Source organism: Actinosynnema sp. NPDC004786 (genome assembly GCF_053601135.1).
The window spans coordinates 14,501-40,875 of record NZ_JBSGBG010000015.1; the positions used below are offsets into that span (position 1 = coordinate 14,501).

The 26,375-nt window shown below is 75.3% G+C and carries 9 protein-coding genes and 1 pseudogene; 4 read left to right on the forward strand and 6 right to left on the reverse strand.

Going from position 1 to position 26,375, the window contains the following annotated elements; translation table 11 throughout:
* Positions 1-5: 5 nt before the first annotated feature.
* Positions 6-1,166, forward strand: a complete 1,161-nt coding sequence (locus tag ACWEFJ_RS15775; RefSeq protein ID WP_378089217.1) for an acyl-CoA dehydrogenase family protein — start codon at positions 6-8, stop codon at positions 1,164-1,166.
* A 124-nt stretch (positions 1,167-1,290) separates the two neighbouring features.
* Here ACWEFJ_RS15775 and ACWEFJ_RS15780 read toward each other — a convergent pair.
* Together ACWEFJ_RS15780 and ACWEFJ_RS15785 are read right to left on the reverse strand one after the other, a co-directional pair.
* A pseudogene (locus tag ACWEFJ_RS15780) lies at positions 1,291-7,539 on the reverse strand (thioester reductase domain-containing protein); the annotation flags it as partial.
* 51 nt (positions 7,540-7,590) lie between these two features.
* Positions 7,591-19,479 carry a type I polyketide synthase gene (locus ACWEFJ_RS15785; protein ID WP_449714124.1) on the reverse strand — a complete coding sequence of 3,963 codons (11,889 nt, stop codon included), beginning with the start codon at positions 19,477-19,479 and terminating at the stop codon, positions 7,591-7,593.
* 253 nt (positions 19,480-19,732) lie between these two features.
* Here ACWEFJ_RS15785 and ACWEFJ_RS15790 point away from each other — a divergent pair, with 253 nt between their 5' ends.
* Both ACWEFJ_RS15790 and ACWEFJ_RS15795 read left to right on the forward strand, forming a co-directional pair.
* Positions 19,733-20,290 (forward strand): flavin reductase family protein, encoded by a 558-nt coding sequence (locus ACWEFJ_RS15790; protein WP_449714125.1) that lies wholly within the window; start codon positions 19,733-19,735, stop codon positions 20,288-20,290.
* Complete coding sequence (locus ACWEFJ_RS15795) at positions 20,287-20,805, forward strand: pyridoxamine 5'-phosphate oxidase family protein (protein WP_378089225.1); 519 nt, start codon at positions 20,287-20,289, stop codon at positions 20,803-20,805. The genes ACWEFJ_RS15790 and ACWEFJ_RS15795 overlap by 4 nt, the downstream gene beginning before the upstream one ends.
* Before the next feature lie 669 nt (positions 20,806-21,474).
* Here the strand turns inward: ACWEFJ_RS15795 and ACWEFJ_RS15800 are convergent.
* Both ACWEFJ_RS15800 and ACWEFJ_RS15805 read right to left on the reverse strand, forming a co-directional pair.
* Positions 21,475-21,876, reverse strand: a complete 402-nt coding sequence (locus ACWEFJ_RS15800; RefSeq protein WP_378098431.1) for a YybH family protein — start codon at positions 21,874-21,876, stop codon at positions 21,475-21,477.
* Positions 21,877-21,923: 47 nt separating this feature from the next.
* Complete coding sequence (locus ACWEFJ_RS15805; protein ID WP_449714126.1) at positions 21,924-23,105, reverse strand: acyl-CoA dehydrogenase family protein; 1,182 nt, start codon at positions 23,103-23,105, stop codon at positions 21,924-21,926.
* Positions 23,106-23,372: 267 nt separating this feature from the next.
* Here ACWEFJ_RS15805 and ACWEFJ_RS15810 point away from each other — a divergent pair, with 267 nt between their 5' ends.
* Positions 23,373-23,792 carry a YybH family protein gene (locus tag ACWEFJ_RS15810; protein WP_378098437.1) on the forward strand — a complete coding sequence of 140 codons (420 nt, stop codon included), beginning with the start codon at positions 23,373-23,375 and terminating at the stop codon, positions 23,790-23,792.
* Between the two features lie 254 nt (positions 23,793-24,046).
* Here ACWEFJ_RS15810 and ACWEFJ_RS15815 read toward each other — a convergent pair whose 3' ends face one another.
* The gene (locus ACWEFJ_RS15815) at positions 24,047-24,238 is read right to left on the reverse strand and encodes an acyl-CoA carboxylase subunit epsilon (protein ID WP_449714127.1); all 192 of its coding nucleotides are present in this window, start codon (positions 24,236-24,238) and stop codon (positions 24,047-24,049) included.
* The gene (locus ACWEFJ_RS15820) at positions 24,235-25,824 is read right to left on the reverse strand and encodes an acyl-CoA carboxylase subunit beta (protein ID WP_378086613.1); all 1,590 of its coding nucleotides are present in this window, start codon (positions 25,822-25,824) and stop codon (positions 24,235-24,237) included. The genes ACWEFJ_RS15815 and ACWEFJ_RS15820 overlap by 4 nt, the downstream gene beginning before the upstream one ends.
* Positions 25,825-26,375: the final 551 nt, after the last annotated feature.

Sequence of the window (26,375 nt, forward strand, 5' to 3'; positions counted from 1 at the left end):
CACCGATGGATGCCGAGGAAGCGCTGGGGTTGGTGCGGGAGTTCGTCCGCGACGAGCTGCTGGGCGAGCGCCCCGAGCTGGACGTGCTGGGCGACATGCCGTTGCCCCTGTACGAGAGGTTCGCCAAGACCGGGCTGATGAACTGGTGGCTGTCGCCGGAGCTGGGCGGCCACGGGATCGGCCTGGAGCACGGCGTCGACATCGTGTCCGAGCTGGCCTACGGCGACGCCGGCGTGGCGTTCACGCTGTTCATCTCCATCATGGCGACGAACATGGTGTGGCTGTACGGGTCGGACGAGCTGAAGAAGCGCTACCTGGAGCCGCTGGCGGCGGCCGGCGGGTTCGGCGCGACGCTGGGCAGCGAGGAGGCCGCGGGCAGTGAGCTGGGCCGCACGGCCACGGTCGCCGTCCGCGAGGGCGCGGAACTCGTGCTCAACGGCGAGAAGTACTTCTCCACCAACACCGCGTTCGCGGACTTCCTGGTGGTGGTGGCGAAGTCGGCGGACAACCCGTCCGGCCACGCCGCGATCGTCGTGCCGAGGGACGCCCCCGGGGTGCGGATCGTGAAGCGGTGGGACGTGCTCGGGCTGCGGGCGTCGGGCACCTACCAGGTCGCGCTGGACGGCGTGCGGGTGCCGGTGTCGCACGCGCTCACCGGGCCGGGCCTGCGGATCCTGGAGGTGGGGCTGAACGCGAGCCGCGTGCTCATCGCCACGACCGCGGTCGGCGTGGCGCGGCGGATCCGCGACCTGGCCGTCGACTACGCCCGGACCAAGGAGCTGCGCGGCTCGACGTTGCTGAACAACGCCGTGTTCGCGGCCAAGGCGGGGCAGATGGAGATGGCGATCGGCGTCATGCGCAACCAGTGCGCGGCGGCCGGGCGCGACTTCGACGCCATCGCGGCGCTGCCCTCGCCCGGCGCGGAGTTCCTGCGCCAGGGCGCGTTGAAGTCGGCCCTGACGGCGAAGATGTTCACCGGCCAGGCCGGGTGGCAGGTGGCGACGGTGGGGTCGGAGCTGTTCGGCGGGCTCGGGTACACCGGCGACTCGCCGATCGGCAAGCTGGTGCGCGACATGCGTTACGTGTCGATCGTGGAGGGCGGCGACGACGTCCTGCGCGAGCTGATGTTCAACCGGTACGTGCTGCCCGAGGGCAAGCGGATCTGACGCCGCGCCGGGGCCGTCGCGCGACGGCCCCGGCCGGGGCCGCACCTGCCGCGCGAACGGACACCCCGCACCGCCTCCACGGCGGTGCGGGGTGTTCTCCCGTCGGCGCCCGGGGGTGTGGTCGCTACCGGCGGGGGCTGTCGGCGTCCGCGCGCGGGAAGTAGCCGGCGCCGGCGAAGAACTCGACGTACTTGGCGAACAGGTCGGCGCCCATCGGCGGGCACTCGATGCCGCTGCCCCGCAGCGCCGCCTCGATGTCGGAGACGTCGAAGTCGGGGTACGCGCCCTCCCCCGCCGCCGCGATCGCCTCGAACGCGTCGAGCAGCGGTTGCAGGGCGTTGTCCCGGTCGGCCCGCACCCGGTCGCGCCACTGCGGCCAGTCCAGCTCCCGCAGGTCGTACCCGGCGTCCCGCAGGTGGGCGATCATCTCCCGGTAGCGGATCGGGTTCGGGTTGGACACGTGGAACGTGCGGCCGGCCGCCTCGGGCCGGGTGGCGAGGTGCGTGACGGCGGCGCTGGCGTAGTCGACCGGCACCAGGTGGAACCGCCCGGCCAGGCCCGCCGGCACCGCGCGGCCCTGGAGGATCCCCTTGAGGCTGAGCCACAGGAAGTCCTTGGTCTGGCAGGCGCCGTTGACCTGGTCGCCGGACACCACGTCCACGCGGTAGACCGACACCGGCAGACCGCGGTCGCGGGCCAGGTCGATCATCTTCTCGGCCACCCACTTGGTCTGCCGGTAGCCGTTGGACAGCAGCTCCGGCGGGCCGGGGACGTCGTCGACCCTCAGCGGCACGCCCGGCTCCACCGGCTGGTCGAACACGCCGGTGGAGGACAGGAAGTGCACCGGCACCGTCCGGTGGGCGGCGGCCAGGCGCAGCACCTCCTCGGTGCCCGTCACGTTGGCCGCCTTGAGCGCCGCGTACGGCTGGAGCCAGTTCACCGTCGCGCCCGCGTGGTACACCACGTCCACCGACCGGGACAGCGCGTCGAAGACCTCCTCGGCCAGGCCGAGCCGGGGCCGGGCGAGGTCGCCCGCGTGGACGACGACGCGGGACAGGTCCACCTCGCCGTCCAGCCGGTACCAGCGCAGGTTGTCGGCGATCCGCGCCAGGCCGTCGGCCGGGTCGGCGGCACGCACGACGCAGTGCACCCGGGCCGCGGTGGTGCGCAGCACGTCGCGCAGCAGGAACGCGCCGAGGAAGCCGGTCGCCCCGGTCAGCAGCACCTCGCGCGGGTCGGCGGCGTGGGTCAGCACCTCGGCGGCCGGCCGGACGTCGTCGGCGAGGCGCACCTCGGCGGCGAAGTCGACCTCGGCCCGGACCGGCGCCTCGGCCGACGGCGCCAGCAGGTCGCTCAGGTGCTCGGCCACGGCGTGCGGCGAGGGGTGGTCGAACACGAGCGTGGCGGGCAGCGGCGTGCCGATCGCGGCGATGAGCCGGTTGCGCAGCTCCACCGAGGTCAGCGAGTCGAAGCCCAGCTCGGTGAACGGCCGGGTCGGCTCGGGCGGCGACGACGTGCCGAGGACGGCGGCGACTTCGGCGCCGACGCGGTCCAGCAGCAGGTCGTACCGCTCGTCCGGGGCCAGTGCGGCGAGCTGCTCGGCGGGCGGCACGGCCGGGGTGGCGTTGTTGCCCGCCCGGCGCCGCGCCGGCGTGCGGACGAGGTCGGCGAACAGGGCGGGCACCCGGCCGGAGGCGCGGATCGCCGCGACGTCGAGCGGTGTCGCGACCACGGCGGGCAGCCCGGTGGCCAGCGCGGCGTCGAGCAGGTGCGGGCCGTCGGCCGCGGTGATGGCGCGGAAGCCGCTGCGCGCGATGCGCGCCAGGTCCACCTCGGACAGACCGCTGCCCATGCCCGTGGGCATCGACCACAGGCCCCACGCGATCGACGTGGACGGGTGGCCGTTGGCGACGCGGAAGTGCGCGACGGCGTCGAGGAACGTGTTGGCCGCGGCGTAGTTCGCCTGACCCGGCCCGCCGACGGTGGCCGCGATGGACGAGAAGTGGACGTGGTGCGCGTCGGGGACCAGGCGGTGCAGGTGCCACGCCGTGGTGACCTTCGGCCGCAGCACGGCGTCGAGCCGCTCGGGGGTCAGCGTGGGGAACGCGGTGTCGTCCAGCACGCCCGCGGTGTGCAGGACCACCGACACCGGCGCGGCGGCCCGGGCCAGGATGCCCGCCAGGACGGCCTCGTCGGTCACGTCGCCGCCGACGATGTCCACGCTCGCGCCCGCGGCGACCAGGTCCGCGCGCAGCTCCTCCGCGCCGGGCGCGGCCGCGCCGCGGCGGCTGACCAGCAGCAGCCGGCGCGCGCCGCGGTCGACCAGGTGCCGGGCGAACAACCCGCCCAGGGTGCCCGTGCCGCCGGTGACGAGCACCGTGCCGTCGAGGTCGGCGAGGTCGCCGCCCAGGGGTCCGCGCCACGTCGTCGCGCCCGGCGGCACCGGTTTGGCGACGCGCGCCAGGCGCGGCACGCGCGCGTCCAGCCCCAGGGCGACCTGCGGTTCGCCGGACGCGAGGGCGGCGGCCACCCCGGCCGGGTTCGGGTGGGCGGGGTCGAGGTCCACCAGGGTGATCCGGTCGGGGTTCTCCGACTGCGCGGAGCGCAGCAGGCCCCACACCGCCGCGGCGTGCGGCGCGGTCCGGCCGTGGGCCGGGGTGGCGCCCGAGGTCAGCACCACCAGGCGGGCGCCGGACAGGCGCTGGTCGTCCAACCACCGCTGGGTCAGCTCCAGCGCGGCCCGGGTGTCGGCGAACACGCGGTCGACCACCTCGTCGTCCGCCGCGCCGGTCAGGAACGGCACCACGACCGCGTCCGCGCCGACGGCGTCGGACAGGTCCGCCGCCCGCCGCGCGCCGGGCAGCTCGGGCGTGCCGCGCCCGACGTCGAGCACGGCGAGCGAGGTGGGCGGCGGTTCGGGCAGGTCGACCCGCTCCCACACCACGTCGAACAACGCGCCCGCCGAGCGGTCCAGCACGCCCCGCTCCGGCTCCCGCAGCACCACCTCGTCCGCGGTCGCCACGACGTTGCCGGACAGGTCGGCCAACCGCAGCGCGAGCACGTCGCCCGCCCGGGCGGCGCGCGCGACGACCGCCGTCGCGCCCACCGCGTGCAGCCGGAAGCCCTTCCAGCCCGACGCCACCAGGCCGCCCGACACCGCCCGCACGGCGGCGTCCAGCAACTGCGGGTGCAGCCCGTAGGAGGCGGCCGTCGACGGGTCGGGCAGCTCGACGGTGACCTCCGGCCCGTCGACCTCGACCGCGGCCGGCCACCGCTCGGGGCTCACCGCGCCGCGCGCCACCAGCTCCCAGGGCGCGCCGGAGCCGTGCGGCCGGGTGTGCACCTCCAGCGCCCGCGCGCCGTCGGCGCCCGCCGCGCCCAGCGCCAGCTGGACGACCACCGCGCCGTCGGCGGGCCACACCACCGGCGCGAGGGCGGTCAGGGAGTCGAGCCGGGCGCAGCCGACCTCGTCGCCGGCCCGCACGGCGAGTTCGACCAGGACCGAGCCGGGCAGCTCGGCCACCCCGTCCACCACGTGGTCGGCGAGCCACGGGTGGTCGCGCACCGCCACCCGGCCCGTGACCAGCACCCCGTCGGACCCGGCGAGCGGGACCGCCGCGCCGACCAGCGGGTGCTCCGCCGGCGTGAGCCCGGCGGCGGCCAGGTCGGGTCCGGCGGCGGCGTCGCGGGTCAGCCAGAACCGCTCGCGCTGGAACGCGTAGGTCGGCAGGTCGACCAGCGGCGCGGCGCCGCCGAGGAACGCGGCCCAGTCCACCCCGACGCCGCGGGTGTGCAGGCGGCCCACCGCGGCGACGACGGTGTGCGCCTCGTCCCGGTCGCGGCGCATCGTCGGCACGGCCGCCGACGCGTCCACCACGGTCCCGACCAGGCCGCTGAGCACGGCGTCCGGCCCGAGTTCCAGGTACGTCGTCACGTCGAGGTCGCGCAGCGCGCGCACGCCGTCGGCGAACCGCACGGTCCGCGACACGTGCGCGACCCAGTAGTCCGGGTCCCGCAGCTCGCGGCCGGCCAGCGCGCCGGTCACCGTGGACACGATCGGGATCGTCGCCTCCCGGTACTCCAGCGTGGCGGCGACGCGCGCGAACTCCTCCGCCATCGGTGCCATCAGCGGCGAGTGGAACGCGTGGCTCACCGACAGCCGCTTGGTCTTCAGCCCGCGCCCGGCCAGCACGGCCGCGATCCCGTCGACCGCCTCGGCCGCGCCGGACAGCACCACCGACGACGGCCCGTTGACCGCCGCGATGCCCACCTCGGGGACCAGCAGCGGGAGGACGTCCTCCTCCCCCGCCTCGACCGCCACCATCGCGCCGCCCCCGGGCAACGCCTGCATCAGCCGCGCCCGCGCGCCGACCAGGGCGGCGGCGTCGGCCAGCGACAGCACGCCGGCCACGTGCGCGGCGGCGATCTCGCCGATCGAGTGGCCGGCCAGGAAGTCCGGTCGGACGCCCCAGGACTCCAGCAGCCGGAACAACGCGACCTCGACCGCGAACAACGCCGGCTGCGCGTACCCGGTGCGCCGCAGCAGGTCGGCGTCGGAGCCCGACACCACGTCGCGGATCGGCACGTCCAGGTGCGGCCGCAGGTGCGCCTCCACGTCGGCCAGGGCCGAGGCGAAGACCGGGAACGCGGCGGCGGCCCGCACGCCCATGCCGAGGCGCTGCGCGCCCTGGCCGGTGAACAGGAACGCCGTCTTCCCGCCGACCGGCGACCCGTGCAGGACCGACGGGTGGGACGTGCCGTCGGCGATCGCGCGCAGGCCGTCCTCCGGGTCGCCGAGCACGACCGCGCGGTGCGACAGGGCCGCCCGGGTCAGGGCCGCGGACCGGGCCACCGACGCCGGCTCGACCGACGGGTGCTCCGCCAGCCACTCCAGCAGCCGGGTCGCCTGGGCCCGCAGCGCCTGCGGGGACCGCGCCGACAGCGGCAGGGGCAGCGGGGACGGCAGCGCCGGCGGCGGCTCGGCGGCGGGCTCCGCCGCGACCTCGGGCGCCTGCTCCAGGATGACGTGCGCGTTGGTGCCGCTGACCCCGAACGCGGACACCGCCGCGCGGCGCGGCTGGTCGCCGGTGGACGGCCACGGCCGCTGCTCGGTCAGCAGCGACACCGAACCCGCCGACCAGTCGACGGCGGGCGTCGGCCCGTCCACGTGCAGGGTCTTCGGCAGCACGCCGTGCCGGATCGCGAGCACCGCCTTCATCACCCCGGCGATGCCCGCCGCCGCCACGGTGTGCCCGATGTTGGACTTCAGCGACCCCAGCCACGCGGGCCGGTCGGCGGGCCGGTTCTGCCCGTAGGTGGCCAACAGGGCCTGCGCCTCGATCGGGTCGCCGAGCCGGGTGCCGGTGCCGTGCGCCTCGATCAGGTCGACGTCGGTGGCCGCGAGCCGGGCGTTCGCCAGGGCGGCCCGGATCACCCGCTGCTGCGACGGCCCGTTCGGCGCGGTCAGCCCGTTGGACGCGCCGTCCTGGTTCACCGCGCTGCCCCGCACGACCGCGAGCACCCGGTGGCCGTTCTTGCGCGCCTCGGACAGCAGCTCCAGCACCACCACGCCGACGCCCTCGGACCAGGTGGTCCCGTCGGCCGCCGCGGCGAACGACTTGCACCGGCCGTCCGCGGCCAGGCCGCGCTGGCGGGAGAAGTCCACGAACGCGGACGGGTTGCCGTAGACCGTGCTGCCGCCGACCAGCGCCAGCGTGGACTCGCCCTGCCGCAGCGACTGCATCGCCAGGTGCAGCGCGACCAGCGACGACGAGCACGCCGTGTCCACGCTCACCGCGGGCCCCTCCAGCCCGAGCGCGTACGCGAGCCGGCCGGAGGCGACGCTGGTCAGGCCGCCGGTGGTCAGGTAGCCCTCCAGCTCCCGCGGTCCCCACAGGTCCAGGTAGCTCTGCGCCACGACCCCGGCGAACACGCCGGTCTTGCTGCCCTTCAGGGCCGTGGGGTCGATGTGCGCGCGTTCCAGCGCCTCCCACGCGACCTCCAGCAGGACCCGCTGCTGCGGGTCCATCGCGGTCGCCTCGCGCGGGCTGATGCCGAAGAACTCGGCGTCGAAGCGGGTCGCGTCGTCGATGAACCCGCTGTGCTTGGAGTACGACTTGCCGGGCAGCCCCGGTTCCGGGTCGTAGATGCCCTCGACGTCCCAGCCGCGGTCCTCGGGGAACGGCGTGATGGCGTCGTGCCCGCCGGACACCAGCCGCCACAGGTCCTCCGGCGAGGACACCCCGCCGGGCAGCCGGCAGGCCATCGCGACGATCGCGACCGGCTCGTCGCGGCCGGACTCCAGCTCCGCGAGCCGTCGCCGCGCCTTGTGCAGGTCGGCCGTGACCCACTTCAGGTAGTCGACCAGCTTCTGTTCCTTGGACATGGGGGGTGCACCCTCCTCGGGCAGCTCGGGACGGGCCGGTCAGTCAGCGGTGCGGCCGAGCTCGTCGTCGATGAAGGCGAACAGCTCGTCCGCGGACGCCTCCGTGAGCCGGTCCTCGGCGTCCGGCGCGTCGGGTGCGGCGGACGTCTCGGTCCAGCGGGCGAGCATCGTGCGCAACCGGTTCGCGACGTCGTCGGCGTCGCCGTCGCGCGGCACGGTCGCCAGCAACGCCTCCAGGCGGTCCAGCTCGGCGTGCAGGGGCGCCTCCGCGGACGCGACCAGGAGGCCGAGCAGGTGGTCGGTGAGCGCGCCCAGCGTCGGGTGGTCGAACACCACGGTCGCCGAGAGCTGCTCGCCCACCACCGCGCCGAGCCGGTTGCGCAGGTCCACGGCGGTCAGCGAGTCGAACCCGAGCGCCTGGAACGCGCGGTCCTCCTCGATGCCCGACGCGTCGTCGCGTTGCAGCACCGCGGCCACCTCGGCGCGGACCGCGGCCAGCACCGCGGGCCGCCGCCCGGCGGCCGGGGTCGCGGCCAGCTCCGCCCGCAGCGCCGAGCGGTCGGGCTGCTCGGCGGCGGCCGGCGCGTCCTGGCGCGGCGGGGTCAGGACCGAGCCGTCGCGCACGGCGGCCAGCCGGAGCCCCGCGGCGGCCGCGGCGGCGGCCACCCCGACGTCCGCGCGTTCGGTGTCGAAGTCGACCAGCACGACCCGCTCGGGGTTCTGCCCCTGGGCGGCCTGCAGGAGGCTCCAGGCGAGCCGGGTGCCCTCGGTGGCCGAGTCGGACGGCCGCGCGGGGGCCGCCGAGGTGGTCGTGACGACCAGCTTCGCGTCGCCGTGCGCCCAGTCGCGGATCAGGTCCAGCGTCTCGCGGGTCCGGTCGTAGCGGCTGTCGACGCCCTCCTCGGCCGCGGGGGTGACGTGCACGGCCAGCGGCAGCAGGACGACGTCGAACTCCCGTCCGGCGAGCGCTTCCACCCGGTCGACCACCTCCGCGCCGGGCAGGTCGGCCACGCCGTGGCCCACGTCGAGCACGGCGACCCGCGGCTGCGCCGGCGCCTCGGGCACCTCGACCGGCTGCCAGGAGGCCCCGGTCCGGGCGGTGGCGGAGCTGTCGACCACCAGCGCGTACCGCTGCCGCTGGAACGCGTAGGTCGGCAGGTCCACCGCCCGCGCGCCGGTGCCGGCGAAGAACGCCCGCCAGTCCACCGCGACGCCCCGGGTGTGCAGGCCCGCGAGGCTCGCCACCAGGGTCTCCGGCTCCGGCCGGTCCCGGCGCACCGACGTGAACACGGCCCGGTCCCGGTTGTCGGGCAGCCCGTCCAGCACGGCGTCGGCCATCGCGGTGAGCACGCCGTCCGGGCCGACCTCCAGGAACGTGGCCACGCCCTGGGCGGCCAGCGTGGTGACGGCCTGCGCGAACCGGACCGTGCCGCGCAGCTGGCGGACCCAGTAGCCCGGCGTGGTCAGGTCCTCGGCGACCGCGCCGGTGACCGTGGAGACGATCGGGATGCGCGGCGCGCGGTAGTCGACGGTGGCCGCGACGTCCGCGAACTCGCCGAGCATGGGCTCCATCGCGGGCGAGTGGAACGCGTGGCTCACGGTGAGCCGGCGGGTGCGCCGCCCCTGGTTCTCCCACTGCTCGGCGGCCAGGAGCGTGGCCTTCTCGTCACCGGAGAGGACCACCGCGCGCGGTCCGTTGACCGCGGCGACGTCCACCACGCCGACGAACGGGTCCAGCTCGGCGCGGACCTCTTCCTCGGTGGCCTCGACCGCCACCATCACGCCCGTGCGCGGCAACGCCTGCATCAGCCGGCCGCGCGCGGCCACCAGCCGTGCCGCGTCGGAGAGCGAGAACACGCCTGCGACGTGGGCGGCGGCCAGCTCGCCGATCGAGTGCCCGGCCAGGAAGTCCGGTCGGACGCCCCAGGACTCCAGCAGCCGGAACAACGCCACCTCGACGGCGAACAGCGCCGGTTGCGTGTAGCCGGTCTCGTCCAGGTCCACCCCGTCCGCGATGACGTCGCGCAGCGGGCGGTCCAGCATCGGGTCCAGCTCGGCGCACACCGCGTCGAACGCCTCCGCGTACGCGGGGAACTCGTCCGCCAGGGCCAGGCCCATCCCGACCCGCTGCGCGCCCTGCCCGGTGAACAGGAAGCCGAGCCGGCCGCCCACCGCCGTGTGGCCGGCGCGCACCGGGTCGACCGCGGCCAGCCGGTCGGCGAAGTCCGCCGGGTCGGAGCCGACGAGCACGGTGTGCCGCTCCAGCGTGGTCCGCCGGGTGAGCAGGGTGTACGCCACGTCGACCGGCGCCACGTCCGGCCGGTCGGCCAGGAACGCGCCGATGGCGTCGGCCTGGGCCTTGAGGCCCGCCGGCGTCTTGGCCGACAGCAGCCACGGCACGACCGGCCGCGCCGCAGGCGCCTCCGGCGCGGCCTCGTCCGGCGCCTGCTCGATGATGACGTGCGCGTTGGTGCCGCTGATGCCGAACGACGACACCCCGGCCCGGCGCGGGCGACCCACCTCGGGCCACGGCGTGGCCTCGGTCAGCAGCGACACCGCACCGGCGTCCCAGTAGACGTGCAACGACGGCTCGGTGACGTGGAGCGTCTTCGGCATCACCCCGTGGCGCATGGCCTGGACGGTCTTGATGATGCCCGCCACGCCGGCCGCCGCCTGGGTGTGCCCGATGTTGGACTTCAGGCTGCCCAGCCACAGCGGGCGCTCGCGGTCCTGGCCGTAGGTGGCCAGCAACGCCTGCGCCTCGATCGGGTCGCCGAGCGCCGTGCCGGTGCCGTGCGCCTCCACCACGTCGACGTCCGCGGGCGACAGCCCGGCCTTGCCGAGGGCCTGGCGGATCACGCGTTCCTGCGACGGGCCGTTCGGCGCGGTCAGCCCGTTCGACGCGCCGTCCTGGTTCACCGCGCTGCCCCGCACGATCGCGAGCACCGGGTGACCGTTGCGCCGCGCGTCCGACAACCGCTCCAGCACCAGCAGCCCGACGCCCTCCGACCAGCCCGTGCCGTCCGCGTCCGCCGAGAACGCCTTGCACCGACCGTCCGGCGACAACCCCCGCTGCCGCGAGAACTCGATGAACGGGTTGGGCGTGGACATGACCGTCACGCCGCCGGCCAGCGCCAGGTCGGCCTCGCCGGACCGCAGCGCCTGCCCGGCCAGGTGCACCGCGACCAACGACGACGAGCACGCCGTGTCGATCGTCAGCGCGGGACCCTCCAGGCCGAACGTGTACGCCACCCGGCCCGACGCCACGCTGCCCGCGGTGCCGCTGGCCAGGTAGCCCTCCAGCTCGGCGGGCAGCTGGCCGGACTGCTCGGTGTAGTCGGTGTACATCACCCCGGCGAAGACCCCGGTGTTGCTGCCGCGCAACGACTTCGGGTCGATGCCCGCCCGCTCGAACGCCTCCCACGCCACCTCCAGCAGCAACCGCTGCTGCGGGTCGGTGGCCAGCGCCTCGCGCGGCGACATGCCGAAGAACTCGGGTTCGAAGTCGTAGGCGTCGTGCAGGAAGCCGCCGTTCTTGGTGTAGGTCTTGCCCGCCCGGTCCGGGTCCGGGTCGAACAGCGCCGCGATGTCCCAGCCGCGGTCGGTGGGGAACTCGCCGACCGCGTCCACCTCGTCGCGCACCAGCGCCCAGAGGTCTTCCGGCGACCGCACGCCGCCGGGGAACCGGCACGCCATGCCCACCACCGCGATCAGGTCCTCCTCGGTGGCGACGGCGGCGGTGGTCTGCTCGACCGCCGCCGAGCGCGGCGACACCTGGCGGGCCAGGTAGTCCGCCACGCCGGCGGGCGACGGGTAGTCGAAGACCAGCGTGCTGGGCAGGCGCAGCCCGGTCGCGCCGGTCAGGTGGTTGCGCAGCTCGACCGCCGTGAGCGAGTCGAAGCCCAGCTCCTTGAACGCGGCCGACATGTCCACGCCCGAGTCGTCGGCGTGGCCGAGGACCTGGGCGACCGCGGTGCGCACGAGGTCCTGCACGGCCGTCTCGCGCTCGACCGCGCCGAGGCCGGTCAGGCGGTCCGCCCACGGCGACCCGGTGTCGGCGGTCGCGTCGTCGGCGGCGGCGCGGCGGGTCGGCGCGGCGGTGACCAGCCCGCGCAGCACGGCGGGCAGGTGCTCGCCCTGCTCGCGCAGCGCGGCGTGGTCGAGCAGGGCGGCCGTCACCACGGGCTCGGCCGCGGCGGTCGCGGCGTCGAACAGGGCCAGGCCCTCCTCCGTCGGCAGCGGCCGGACGCCATTGCGGGCCAGGCGTTGCCGGTCGGTGTCGCTCAACGTGCCGGTGATGCCGCTGTCCTGCTCCCACAGGCCCCACGCGATGGAGGTGGCGGCCTGCCCGCGCGCCCGGCGGTGCCGCGCCAGCGCGTCGAGGAACGCGTTGCCGGCGGCGTAGTTGCCCTGGCCGGGCGTGCCGAACGTGCCCGCGACCGACGAGTACAGGACGAACGCGGACAGCTCGCCGGCCAGCTCGTGCAGGTGCCAGGCGCCGTCGACCTTGGGGCCGAGCACGGCGTCCAGCCGGCGGCGGTCCAACGAGGTGACGACGCCGTCGTCGACCACGCCCGCGGTGTGCACGACCGCGCGCACCGGGTGCTCGGCCAGCAGGTCCGCCACCGCGGTGCGGTCCTCCACGGCCAGCGCCCGGACGGCGACCTCGGCCCCGGCCGCGGTCAGCTCGGCGACCAGCTCCGCCGCGCCGGGCGCGTCCGGCCCGCGCCTGCTGACCAGCAGCAGGCTGCGCGCGCCGTGCCCGGTCACGAGGTGCCGGGCGACCGAGGCGCCCAACGCGCCCGTGCCGCCGGTGATCAACACGGTGCCCTCGGACCAGTCCACCGCGCCGTCGCCGGCCGGCGCGCGCACCAGGCGCGGCACCAGGACCGCGCCCTCGCGCAGCGCCACCTGCGGCTCGCCGCTGCCCAGCGCGCCGGGCAGCGCCGCCCACGAGTCGGCGTGGCCGTCGTGCTCGACCAGCACGAACCGGCCGGGGTGCTCGGACTGGGCGGACCGCACCAGGCCCCACACGGCCGCGTGGTGCACGGGGTCGCGGGTGACGACGACCAGCTTCGCGTCGGTCAGCCGGTCGTCGGCCAGCCACACCCGGATCAGGTCGAGCGCGGCGCCGCTCGCGTGGCGCGCCGTCGTCGCGGGCGACCCGTCCGGGACGGGCAGCAGGGCCACGACGTGGTTCGGCACGTCGTCGCCGCCCGACGCCTGCGCCAGGTCGGGCACGTCGATGTAGGTGCGGTCCGGCCGCACCTCGGCGGGCAGCGCGAACACGTCCTCGAACCCGTCCGCGCCGACCACCGCCCACGGCGCCGGCTCGCCCGCCCGGCCGGCGGTCCAGTCCAGGCGCAGGAGCTTGCCCGGCTCGCGCAACGCCTCCCGCGACACCGGGCGCAGCACCAGCGACTGCGCGGCGAGCACCGGGGTGCCGTTGCCGTCGGTGGCCTCGACCGACACCACGGTGGTGTCCGCGTCGCGCCGGGTGACGCGGTGCCGCACGCGCAGGGTCCGCGCGCCCGCCGCCCGGACGCTCACGCCCGACCAGGCGAACGGCAGGAGCGTGCCCGAGCCGTCCTCGACGACGCCGGGGAGCAGGGGGTGCAGCGCCGCGTCCAGCAGGGCGGGGTGCAGTACGTAGTCGCCGGCCGCCGCACGCTGCTCCTCCGGCAGCGCCACCTCGGCGAACAGCTCGCCGTCACCGCGCCACAACCGCGTGAGGCCCTGGAACGCGGGCCCGTAGCCGTAGCCGTGGCCGGTCAGGCGCGGGTAGACGTCGGTGAGGTCGACCTCGGTCGCGTCGGGCGGCCAGGCGCCCACGTCGGCCCCGCCCACGTCGTCCGCGGCCAGCACGCCGGCGGCGTGCTCGGTCCACTCCGCGCCGTCCTCGTCGCGCCGGGCGTAGACGCGCAGCGCCCGGTGGCCCGAACCGTCCGGCTCGTCCACCACGACCTGGACGTGCACGCCGCCGTGGTCGGGCAGCACCAGCGGCGCGGCCAGGGTCAGCTCCACCACCCGCCCGGCGCCGACCCGCTCGCCGGCGGACAGCGCCAGCTCCAGGTAGGCGGTGCCGGGCAGCACGACCGAGCCCTCGACGGCGTGGTCGGCGAGCCACCCGTGCGCGCCCAGCGCCAGCCGCCCGGTCAGCACCAGCCGGTCGCCGCCCGCGAGGTCCACCGCCGCGCCGAGCAGCGGGTGCCCGGCCGCGGCGAGCCCGGCCTCGGTGACGTCGCCGCCGGTCGGGGCGACGAGCCAGAACCGCTTGGGCTGGAAGGCGTACGTCGGCAGCTCGACCCGCCGCGCGCCCGTGCCCTCGTAGAGCCGGGTCCACCGCACGTCCACGCCCGTGACGAACGCGCGGGCCAGGGCCGAGAGCAGCGATCCGGGCTCGTCCCGGTCGGCGCGCAGCAGCGGCACGGCGACGACGTCCTCGGCCACGATGGCGGGGACCATCGCCGACAGCACGCCGGCGGGTCCCAGCTCGACCAGCGCCGTGACGCCCTCGGCGACCAGGGTGCGCACCGCGTCCGCGAACCGGACGGCCTGGCGCGCCTGCCGCACCCAGTAGCCGGGCGTGGTCAGGTCGGCGTCGGCGAGCCGGCCGGTCACCGTGGACACGATCGGCACGCGCGGCGCGCCGTACACCACGCCCTCGGCCACCGCCGCGAACTCCTCCAGCATCGGCTCGATCAGCGGCGAGTGGAACGCGTGGCTGACCTCCAGCCGCTTGGTGCGCCGGCCGCGCGCGGCCAGGGTGGCGGCGACGGCCAGCGCGGCGTCGGTCTCCCCCGCGATCACGACGGCGGTGGGCCCGTTGACCCCGGCGATGTCCACGCCGTCCACCAGTTCGGCGCGGACCTCCTCCTCGGTGGCCTCGACCGCCACCATCACGCCCGTGCGCGGCAACGCCTGCATCAGCCGGCCGCGCGCCGCGACCAGCCGTGCCGCGTCGACCAACGAGAACACGCCCGCGACGTGGGCGGCGGCCAGCTCGCCGATCGAGTGCCCGGCCAGGAAGTCGGGACGCACGCCCCAGGACTCCAGCAGCCGGAACAACGCCACCTCGACCGCGAACAACGCGGGCTGGGTGTAGCCGGTCTCGTCCAGGTCCACCCCGTCCGCGATCACCTCGCGCAACGGGCGGTCCAGCATCGGGTCCAGCTCCGCGCACACCGCGTCGAACGCCTCCGCGTACGCCGGGAAGGCGTCCGCCAGCGCCAGGCCCATCCCGACCCGCTGCGCGCCCTGCCCGGTGAACAGGAACGCCGCGCGGATGGAGCCCGCGACGCCGGTCACGGCGGTCGGGCCGCTCCGACCCTCGGCGACCGCGTCCAGCGCGGCCGCCAACGCCTCGTGGTCCTCGCCCCACACCACCGCGCGGTGCTCCAGCGCGCCGCGGGTGGACGCCAGCGACCAGCCGACGTCCAGCGGGTCCGGCGAGGTCTCCGCCAGGAACGCGCGCAGCCGGGCGGCCTGCGCGGCCACCGAGCCGGGGCCGCGACCGGAGATCACCCACGGCAGGGGCGTCGTCGGCGCGGCGGAGGGGGTGTCGTCGGCCGGAACCGGGACCTCGGGGGCCTGTTCGAGGATGACGTGCGCGTTGGTGCCGCTGATGCCGAACGACGACACCCCGGCCCGGCGCGGACGGCCGACCTCCGGCCACGGCGCGGTCTCCGTCGCCAGCGCCACCGCGCCGCTCGTCCAGTCGACGTGCGGCGTCGGCTCGTCGGCGTGCAGCGTCCGGGGCACGGCGCCGTGCCGGATCGCCTCGACGGTCTTGATGATGCCCGCCACGCCGGCCGCCGCCTGGGTGTGCCCGATGTTGGACTTCAGGCTGCCCAACCGCAGCGGCTCGGCCCGGTCCTGGCCGTAGGTGGCCAGCAACGCCTGCGCCTCGATCGGGTCGCCCAGCGTGGTGCCGGTGCCGTGCGCCTCCACCACGTCCACATCGGACGGGGCGAGCCCCGCGTTCGCGAGCGCCTGGCGGATCACGCGTTCCTGCGACGGGCCGTTCGGCGCGGTCAACCCGTTCGACGCGCCGTCCTGGTTCACCGCGCTGCCCCGGACCACCGCCAACACCGGGTGTCCGTTGCGCCGGGCGTCCGACAAGCGCTCCAGCACGAGCAGACCCACACCCTCCGACCAGCCCGTGCCGTCCGCGTCCGCCGAGAACGCCTTGCACCGACCGTCCGGCGACAACCCCCGCTGCCGCGAGAACTCCACGAAGATGCCCGGCGTGGACATGACCGTGACGCCGCCGGCCAGCGCGATCGACGTCTCGCCCCGGTTGAGCGCCTGCGCGGCCAGGTGCACCGCGACCAACGACGACGAGCACGCTGTGTCGATCGTCAGCGCGGGACCCTCCAGGCCGAACGTGTACGCCACCCGGCCCGACGCCACGCTGACCTGGTTGCCCGTCAGCAGGAAGCCGTCGTAGCCGTTGGAGCCCTGGTGCAGGCGCGGGCCGTAGTCCTGGCTCATCGCGCCCACGAACACGCCGGCGTTGCTGCCGCGCAACGACTTCGGGTCGATGCCCGCCCGCTCGAACGCCTCCCACGCCACCTCCAGCAGCAACCGCTGCTGCGGGTCCATCGCGGTCGCCTCGCGCGGGCTGATGCCGAAGAACGCGGCGTCGAACTCGTCCGCGTCGTGCAGGAACCCGCCGTAGCGGGCGTTGGTCGAGCCGGGCTTGTCCGGGTCCGGGTCGTACAGCGAGCCGGTGTCCCAGCCGCGGTTGACCGGGAAGCCGGAGATCGCGTCCACGCCGTCGCGGACCAGGTCCCACAGCTGTTCCGGCGACCGCACCCCGCCCGGGAACCGGCACGCCATGCCCACCACGGCGATCGGCTCGTCCGAGAGCGCCACCGGCCGGGTGGTCACCGGCGCGGCGGCGGTGGCGCCCGCCAGCTCGGCGTCGAGGTACTTCGCCAGCGCCTGCGGCGTCGGCTGGTCGAACGTCACCGCGGCGGGCAGCCTCAGCCCGGTGGCCACGGCCAGCCGGTTGCGGAACTCGACCGACGTGACGGAGTCCAGGCCCAGGTCCTTGAACGTGCGGGTGCCCTGCACCGCCGACGCGCCGTCGAAGCCGAGCACCGGCGCGACCTGCGTGCGGACCAGGTCCTCCAGCACCCGCAGCCGCTCCCGGTCCGGCTGACCCGCCAGCCGCGCCCGCAACGCGCTCGTCGCGTCGTCGGCGTCGGCCTCGGAGGGTTCCTCGACCGGACGCGCGCCGGGCGCGGTCTTCGGCGTGAAGTCGCCGCCCGCGAACCAGTGGTGGCGGCGCTGGAACGCGTAGGTGGGCAGGTCCACCACCCGCGCGTCCGCGCCGTCCAGCAGCGACGCCCAGTCCAGCGCGACGCCGTGCGCGTGCACCGCGCCCAGCGCCAGCAGCAGCCGACGCGGGCCGCCGTCGTCGCGCCGCAACGTGCCGAACGCCGCCGCGCCGTCGACCTGCTCGGCGTCGATGGTGTCGGAGATCGCGTGGGTGAGCACCGGGTGCGGGCTCACCTCGATGAACGTCCGGTGACCGCTCGCCAGCAGCCCGAGCACGGTCTCGTGGAACCGGACCTGGTGGCGCAGGTTGCGGAACCAGTAGTCGTGGTCCATCCCGGTGGTGTCGAGCAACCCGCCGGTCAGCGTCGAGTGGAACGGGATCTCCGACGCCTGCGGGGCGACGGCCGCCAGCACGTCCAGCAGCTCGGTCTTCAGGCTCTCCACGTCCGCGGAGTGGGACGCGTAGTCCACCGCGATGACCGAGGCGCGCACGTCCTGCGCCTGGTAGCCGGCCACGATCTCGGCCAGCGCCTGCGGGTCGCCCGCGATGATCGTGTTGGTCGGGCCGTTCACCGCGGCGACGCTGACCCGGCCGCCGTGCTCGGCGAGCCGTTCGGCCACCCGGGCGGCGGGCGCGGACACCGCGGCCATGCCGCCGGTGCCCGCCAGCGCCAGGATCGCCTTGCTGCGCAACGCGACCACGCGTGCCGCGTCGGCCAGCGTCAGCGCGCCGGCGACGTGGGCCGCGGCGATCTCGCCCTGCGAGTGGCCGATGACCGCGTCCACCCGCAGGCCGTGGTGCTGCCACAGCCGGGCCAGCGACACCATGACCGCGAACAGCGCGGGCTGCACCACGTCCACCCGGTCCAGGCCGGGCGCGCCCTCGACACCGCGCAGCACGTCCAGCAGCGACCAGTCCGTGTGCTCGGCCAGCGCCTCGGCGCACGCCTCCAGGTGGCGGGCGAAGACCGGGGACGCGTCCAGCAGCTCCACCGCCATGCCCGCCCACTGCGAGCCCTGGCCGGGGAACACCAGCACGGTGCGGCCGGGGTCGCCGGCGGTGCCCTGCACGACGTTGGCCGACGCGCCGCCGCTCGCCAGCGCCTCGACGCCCGCGTCCAGCTCCTCGCGGGTGGCGCCGACGACGACCGCGCGGTGCTCGAACGCGGCGCGGGTGGTGGCCAGCGAGAGCGCCACGTCCACCGGCCGCTCGTCGGCGAGGCGGTCGCGCAGCGCCCGCGCCTGGCCCGCGAGCGCGGCCTGGCCGCGGCCGGACAGCAGCCACGGCACCACCCGGTCCGCCGCCGGGGCGGGCGGCTCGGTCCGCGGCCGCGGTCCTTCGGCGAGCACGACGTGCGCGTTCGTGCCGCCCATGCCCCACGCGCTGACGCCCGCGATCAGCGGCTCGTCCGGGCGCGGCCACGGCGACAGGTCGGTCTGCACGCGCAGGTTCAGCTCGTCGAGCGGGATGTCGGGGTGCGGCGTGGCGAAGTTCAGGCTCGCGGGCAGCAGCCGGTGCCGGATGCTCAGCGCGGCCTTGGCGAAGCCGACGATGCCCGCCGCGCCCTCCAGGTGGCCGACGTTGGTCTTGGCCGACCCGACCGGCAGCGGCTCGTCGCGGTGCGCGCCCACCGCCGCGCCCAGCGCGCGGGCCTCGATCGGGTCGCCGACCGGCGTGCCGGTGCCGTGCAGCTCCACGTACTGCGCCCGCGCCGGGTCCACGCCCGCGTCGGCGAACGCGGCGCGGATGACCTCGGTCTGCGCGCGTTCGCTGGGCACGGTGAGGCCCTCGGTCGCGCCGTCGCTGTTGACCGCGCTGCCGAGCACCACCGCGTAGATCCGGTCGTGGTCGGCGATCGCCCGGTCGAGCCGCTTGAGCACGACCACCGCGCCGCCCTCGCCGCGCACGTAGCCGTTGGCGCGGGCGTCGAAGGTGAAGCTGCGCCCGTCCGGCGACAGCGCGCCGAACCGCTCCAGGCTGACCGTGCCCTCGCCGAGCAGGTTGAGGTTCACGCCGCCGGCCAGGGCGAGGTCGGCCGAGCCGTCCCGCAGGCTCTGCGCCGCCAGGTGCACGGCGACCAACGACGACGACTGCGCGGCGTCCACCGTGAGGCTCGGCCCGTGCAGGTCGAAGGCGTAGGAGACGCGGTTGGCGATGATGCCGCGGTGGGTGCCGGTGACCGTGTGCTGCGTGACCGCGGTGTCGCCGTGCTGGTAGAGGAGGGAGGCGTAGTCGTCGCGGATGCTGCCGACGAACACCGCCGTGCGGCTGCCGCGCAGGTCGGCCGGCACGATCCGGGCGTCCTCGACCGCCTCCCACGCCAGCTCCAGCACCAGGCGCTGCTGCGGGTCCATCGCGCCGGCCTCGCGCGGCGAGATGCCGAAGAAGCCGGCGTCGAAATCCCCTACCGCGTCGAGGAAGCCGCCCCGGTTGACGCCGCCGAGGCCCCATCGGCCCTCCGGGGCGTCGGTGATCGCGTCGCGCCCGTCGCGCAGCAGGTCCCAGAACGCGGTCGGCCCGTCCGCCTTCGGCAACCTCACCGCCATGCCGATGACGGCGACCGCGTCCTGATCACCGCCCGCCGGCGGCAGCCCCGAACCGGGGTTCTCCGACGAAGAATGGCTGACAGTGGGGTGATCCATGCGGCCGACCGCCTCTCGTGACCGACTTGCGCGAAGAAACTCCGGCACGTTCCCGGGTGCTCTTGCCCGCAAGCGTTGTCGCGCCCGGTAATCGCGCGTCCAACACAACGTCATGACGGGTGCGTTACCCGGCGATGGTGGGCGAGTAGGGGTCCGCGACTACGTTCGGAGCATCCGGCTTGCGCCGACGTCCTTTGCGGACAGTGGTGGGCGCTCCGCGGTTACCACACCGAGACGAGGGGACAGCACGAGGATGCCCGACAAGGTGCACGTCTTTCCCAAGGACACGGACCACGCGGACGCCGCGCAGGCCCCGCCGGGCCCCGTCGCCGCCGCAGACCTGCGCTCGGTCATGGGCCGCTTCGCCACCGGCGTGGTGGTCATCACCGTGGGCGACGAGCACGTCCACGGCATGACGGCCAACGCGTTCGGCTCGGTGTCGCTCGACCCGCCGCTCGTGCACTGCTGCATCGCGCACACCGCGGTCATGCACGAGGCGCTGGCCGGCTCCGGCCGGTTCGGGGTGTCCGTGATGAGCGCCGACCAGGAGTCGGTGGCCCGCTACTTCGCCGACCGGTCCCGGCCGCTGGGCGCGGCCCAGTTCGACGTCGTGGACTGGACCCCGGGCCGCCGCACCGGCGCGCCGCTGCTCACCGGAGCGCTGGCCTGGCTGGAGTGCGAGGTCGTGGACGTGCACGCGGCGGGCGACCACTCGCTGTTCCTCGGCCGCGTGCTGTCGTGCGAGCCGGGTGACGGCGACCGCGCCCTGCTGTTCTACCAAGGGTTGTTCCACCGCGTGGTGCCCGGGTGAGCGACCCCGGGTCGACCCGGGTCGACGCGTTCGCCGAGCTGCAGGGCGCGTTCATGTCGTACGTGCAGCGAATCGCCTACGCCACCATGACGACCGTCGACCGGCGCAACCGGCCCAGGGGCAGGGTGTTGCTGCCGGTCTGGCAGGTGCGCGGCGGGCGGCCGGTCGGGTGGATCGCGGCGAACCGGACGCCGGTGAAGGTGGCGCACCTGGCGCGCAACCCGCACGCCACCATTTCGTACTGGGACCGCTCGCAGGACGCGGTGTTCGCCGACTGCACGGCGCGGTGGGTCGAGGACCGGGAGACCCGCGCGGAGGTCTGGGACGTGTACCGGGCGGGCAGCCCGCCCGGTGTCGGCTACGACCCGATCCGCTTCTGGCCCGGAGGGCCGGCGGATCCGGGGTTCGCCGTGATCCGGCTCGACCCGTGGCGCGTGCAGGTGGTGGACGGGCGGGACCTCACCAGCCGGATCTGGACCGCGCCCGAGCCGGGCGACGCCGCCCCGTCGCCCTGAGCGCATCCGCCACGCCGTGCCCGGACCGCCGGATGCGCCGCCCTCTCCTGCCTTGGGGTACAGGGTGAGGGCGGCGCACGGCGCCTGCGGAGCGGCAGGCGGCCGGCGCGGGAGGCCGTCCGCGCTGGGGTGCGGAGGGCCTGCGGCGCCGGGTCTGTGGGGCGCGTCCCGTGGTCACCGGGCCACGGGCGGACGCCGGTCCGCGGTTGCCGCGACGCCACCGTCCGGCAGCGTCGTGGCGACCGCGGAAGAGGTGCGGGGCGTGGGCCCGGCTCGCTCCCGCCCGGTGTCGAAGCGCGGTGCCGCCGGACCTCCCCGCCTCACCGGGACGAGCACCGGGCGCGGTGTCACGCGGCACCGCCCCGGCCTCGCCCGCCGCTGCCGCCCGGTGAGCACGCGGTCGCCCGGCCGCCGGGCGGCCTGCCCGCCGCGATCGGCGGCAGCGGTCACGTGTCACGGACTGGTCGGCGACAGCGGTCCCGGATCCGGTCCGCAGTGGTCGCGGACCCGGTCCGTGATGGTCGCGGACCGGTCGGCGGCAGCGGTCCCCGGCCCGGTCCGCGATGGTCCCGGACCCGGTCGGCGGCAGCGGTCCCGAACCCGGTCCGCGGTGGTCGCGGACCGGTCCGGGCCCGGTGGGACGCCCGCGCGTCACGCGGGCGGACCGCCTCAGGCGGGCGGGGTGCCGCCGTACGCGTCGTCCACGGCGTACAGCCAGCTGCCGTCCGGGCCCTTGCGGACGACGTCGACGCCGACGCCCTCCAGGTGCTCGGGCTCGCCGTCGACGCCGGTCATGTCGATGGTCCAGTCGACGATGAACAGGATGGTGTCACCGGTGACGTACCGCTCCCGCTCCACCGCCACCATCGTGGGGTTGCGGGACAGGAACTCGCGGGCGGCCTCGCGGCGCGCCTCGCCGGACAGCGGCTTGCCGGGCTCCCACACCGCGACGGCGTCCTCGGTGTAGAACCGCTCGAGCACGTCGGGGTCGTTGGAGTTGAACGCCTGGACGTAGTGCTCCAGGTGCTTGTCCAGGTCTGTGGTCGGTTTGATCGTGCTGGTGGCGGTCATGACGGCTGGCTCCTTCGCGCGTGGCGGTCGCCGGGTCCGGCGAGTGGTCAGAGGAAGAACGTGTTCGGATCGAGGCCGAGCACCACCCGGCCGTGGACTTCGAGGTTCGTGACCGGCGTCATCAGGCCGTGCAGGGCCAGGCCGACGGTGTCGCGGTAGACGCGCTGCAGCGCCACCGACTTCTGGATCACCGACGCGCCGGAGAGCGTGTAGAGGATCTCCACCGCTTCCTTGGCGAGCTGGATGCCGTAGCCGACGTGGCCGCGGATGGCGGCCTTCTCCGCGGTGGTGACCTCGACCGCGCGGTCGGCGCGGTCCTGCATCAGCGTCGTGATGCGGTCCAGCAGGCCCTCGGCCGCGGCGATCTTGTTGGTCGCCGCGCCCACCTGGATCTGCACGTGCGGGTGCTCGGCCTGCTCGGTCCAGGCGGTGTAGGCGATGCCGCGGCCGGGGGCGCGCTCCACGAACAGCTCCAACGCCTGCTGGGCCAGGCCGATGTACACCGCCAACGAGGGCGCCATGACGTACGGGATCAGGCCGTAGTCGCGGCCGTGCAGGCCGGCGTTCCAGCGGTCGCCGGTGGTGCCCTCCAGGATGGCCACGCCGTCCACCACCCGGTGGGACGGCACGAAGAGGTCCTTCGCGGTGGACGTGGAGCTGCCGGTGCCGGCGGCGGACGAGGTGTGCCAGTCGTCGGCGACGCTGAAGTCCGACGCGGGGGCCACGGCGTAGAACTCCTCGGGCTGGTCGTGGCCCGGCAGCTCGACCATGGCCGCGGCGATGTTCCAGTCCGCGCCGCGGATGCCGGTGTTGAACCGCCAGCTGCCGTTGAGCAGGTACCCGCCCTCGACCGCGGTCAGCGTGCCGGTCGGGGTGAACCCGCCCGAGACGCGCGCCCAGCCGCCCTCGTACACCTCTTCCTGCGCCCGGTCCGGGAAGGCCGAGATGAGACCCGTGCTGGACATCCACGCGTTCACGGTCCAGCCGGTCGAGCCGCAGCCGCGGGCGACCTGCGACACGATCGCCACCTGGTCGGCCACGCCGAGGTCCAGCCCGCCGAACTTGCGCGGCACCGGCGCGCGGAAGACGCCCGCCTCCTCCAGCAGCTTGATGTTCTCGTCCGGCAGCCACCGCCGGTCCTCGGCCTCCTGACCGTTCGCCCGCAACCGCGGCACGAGGTCGCGGACGGCCTCGATCACCGCGCGACCGTCCTTCTCGGTCTCCTGCATCAGCGCTGAACCTCTCGTCTGGTCCGCTGTGGACTGTTCGATGTCGGACCGGACGCCTGTCGCCAACCGCCCCAGGCACCCGTTCCGAACTGTAGGGGCGGGTGGAAAACGGACTCCCATCGAGCAGTAACGACGGGTGCACGACCGGTGATTACCGGCTCGTTGACCGACCGTGAAAGCCGGCGCTTACGTTCGCCGGGTAGGGCCCGTGATGCTCGCGAGCAGGGTCCGCGGACCCGGTCCACCGACAGGAAGCAGGACGGAAAGATGTCCACCGCACTTCGGATCGACCCCGACTTCCCCGACCTCACCGACGACATCGACACCCAGAACGACATCTTCATCGACGTGTTCAACTCGGGTGACGGCGCGCTGTTCGACCGGTTGTACCGGCCGGACGCCATCTCCAACTTCTCCGGCGGCCAGCTCACCGGCGCGGCGCGCAAGGCGTGGTTCGAGAAGTTCCTCGAGCCGCGGCCGCACCTCGAAGCGACGCTCACGCACGCGTACGTGGCGGGCGACGTGTCGCTCATCGGCGTGAGGTTCCAGATCGACACGACCGACGAGGAGGGCCGGAAGGTCCGGATCAACGGCACGTGCACGGACGTGCTGCGGCGCGGCGAGGACGGCCGGTGGCTGATGGCCGTCGACCGCCCGGTGATGCAGCCCCCGCAGTACCTCGACTGACGGCCGGCGCGAGCCGCCGTGCCGACAGGACGTGGCGCCCACCCGGATCCGTCCGGGTGGGCGCTTCGTCGTCCGGGTGCCGTTCGGGGTGGGCGCTGCACCGTCCGCGGCGCGTTCGGAAGCCGGCCGGGTGTGGGCGCTCTGCGGCCCGTTCGCGTGCCGACGGGATCCGACCGGGTGGGCCCTTCACCGTCCGCGGTGGCGTTCGGGGACCGGCCGGGTGGGTGCTTCGCCCGGGCGCCGTCGGGGGCGGGCTAGCGGGCGGGCCACGAGCCGGGCGGCGTGAACCAGGCCGGGATCAGCCAGTTCGCGCCGGCCGGGTCGGTGTCCTCGGCGGTCCCGGCCTGGTCGCCGGCGAGCGCGAACAGCGCGATCACGACGGCCGCCAGCTCCACGTCGTCCGGTTCGCCGCGCAGCACGACGAGGCGCGGTCGGGACGCGGTCACGTCGGGGGGTTCCCGTGCTTGCGGACCGGCAGGTCGGCGCGCTTGGCCCGCAACGCCGCCAACGCGTCGATCAGGGTGGCGCGGGTCAGCTCCGGGTCGATCACGTCGTCCACCAGGCCGCGCTCGGCGGCGTAGTAGGGGTGCATCAGCTCCCGCTGGTACTCCTTGATCCGCTGCGCCCGCACGACCTCCGGGTCGCGCGCGGCGGCGATCTCGCGGCGGAACACGACGTTCGCCGCGCCCTCCGCGCCCATCACCGCGATCTCGTTGACCGGCCAGGCGAACGACAGGTCGCAGCCGATCGACCGGGAGTCCATCACGATGTACGCGCCGCCGTACGCCTTGCGCAGGATGAGCTGCACCCTGGGCACGGTGGCGTTGCAGTAGGCGTAGAGCAGCTTCGCGCCGTGCCGGATGATCCCGCCGTGCTCCTGGTCGCGTCCCGGCAGGAACCCGGGCACGTCCACCAGCGTCACCAGCGGGATGCCGAACGCGTCGCAGAGCTGCACGAACCGGGCGGCCTTCTCCGAGGAGTGGATGTCCAGCGCGCCCGCCCGCGAGGACGGCTGGCTCGCCACGACGCCCACCACGTGCCCGTCCAGCCTGGCCAGCCCGCAGACGATGTTGGTCGCCCAGTTGGCGTGGACCTCGAACAGGTCGCCGTCGTCCACGATCTCCTCGATGACCTTGACCACGTCGTAGGCGCGGTTCGGGTCGGCGGGCACCAGGTCGAGGATCGCCTTGTTCCGCCGGTCCCGCGCGTCCCGGGGCACGACCGACGGCGGCACCTCGCGGTTGTTGGACGGCAGCATGGACAGCAGGTGCCGGACGTCCTCCAGGCAGGTCTCCTCGTCGTCGTAGACGAACCCCGCCGCGCCGGACAGGGCGGCGTGCACGTCCGCGCCGCCGAGTTCGTCGTGGGTGATCTCCTCGCCCGTGACCGCCTGCACCACCTCGGGACCGGTGATGAACATCTGCGAGATCCCGCGCACCATGAACACGAAGTCGGTCAGGGCGGGCGAGTAGCTGGCGCCGCCCGCGCACGGGCCGAGGATGACGCTGATCTGCGGGATCACGCCGGAGGCGCGGACGTTGCGGCGGAAGATGCCGCCGTAGCCCGCCAGCGCCGAGACGCCCTCCTGGATGCGCGCGCCCGCGCCGTCGCTGAGGCTGACGATGGGCGCGCCCGCCGACTCGGCCAGGTCCATCACCTTGTGGATCTTCTCGGCGTGCGCCTCGCCGAGCGACCCGCCGAAGATCCGGAAGTCGTGCGCGTAGGCGAACACCGTGCGCCCGTGCACCTTGCCCCAGCCCGCGACGACGCCGTCGGTGTGCGGCCGGCGGGCCTCCAGCCCGAAGCCCGTGCTGCGGTGCCGGCGGAACTGCTCCACCTCGCGGAACGTCCCGGGGTCGAACAGCAGGTCGATCCGCTCCCGCACGGTGAGCTTGCCGCGGTCGCGCTGGGCCTGGTCCGCCGCGGCGGACGGCCCCTCGGCGACGGCGGCCCGGATGGCGTGCAGCTCGGCCACCCTGGCCCGCATGTCCCACGGAGCTTCCCCGGGCGGGGCGTTCTCGGTCGTGGTCATACCAGTCCTCCCTGTTGGGCCGGCGCGTCGCCCGAGGACGGGAACCGCCCGGCGGGACGAAGAAGTCCACGTGCTCGTCGACCGGGTCCGCAGCCGCCCGACGCCGCCTCGGCCGCGGCGGGCGACGGCGGCGACGCGGCGTCCCGACCGGGCGGACTCGACCTCGACCAGCGCGCCCGGCTCGACGCGGTCCGCCCCGACTCGACCGGGTCCGCGCCGGCCTGACCGGCTTCGTCCCGGAGGCCGCCCGGCGCGGCTGACCACGGACACCGTTCCCGGTGACGCCGGGCGGACCCGCGAAGCCCTGCCACCGCCGCGCGGAAGCCCGGTGAGCGGGTCAACCCTCAACGGATGCGCGCCACCGCAGGACCCTGTCAGTCCACAAAGGACGGCCTCTCGGGACCACTCCGCGAAACCCTTGACCAGCACGTGTTTCCCGGCCAAGTCTGTGCACGGCGGGGAACGCGCGAGTCACAGCGCGGTAATCCCCGCCGGGAGCCCGGACGCGCGCACGGGTCGTGGCCCCGGCGCACCGTCGCGGCGCCGGGGCT

Excerpts from the sequence above, each read along its gene's own strand:
- ACWEFJ_RS15820 (WP_378086613.1), bottom strand. The coding sequence starts at position 25,824 with ATGACCACGACCGAGAACGCCCCGCCCGGGGAAGCTCCGTGGGACATG.
- ACWEFJ_RS15785 (WP_449714124.1), bottom strand. The coding sequence starts at position 19,479 with ATGGATCACCCCACTGTCAGCCATTCTTCGTCGGAGAACCCCGGTTCG.
- ACWEFJ_RS15775 (WP_378089217.1), top strand. The coding sequence starts at position 6 with ATGGATGCCGAGGAAGCGCTGGGGTTGGTGCGGGAGTTCGTCCGCGAC.
- ACWEFJ_RS15805 (WP_449714126.1), bottom strand. The coding sequence starts at position 23,105 with ATGCAGGAGACCGAGAAGGACGGTCGCGCGGTGATCGAGGCCGTCCGC.
- ACWEFJ_RS15790 (WP_449714125.1), top strand. The coding sequence starts at position 19,733 with ATGCCCGACAAGGTGCACGTCTTTCCCAAGGACACGGACCACGCGGAC.
- ACWEFJ_RS15800 (WP_378098431.1), bottom strand. The coding sequence starts at position 21,876 with ATGACCGCCACCAGCACGATCAAACCGACCACAGACCTGGACAAGCAC.
- ACWEFJ_RS15810 (WP_378098437.1), top strand. The coding sequence starts at position 23,373 with ATGTCCACCGCACTTCGGATCGACCCCGACTTCCCCGACCTCACCGAC.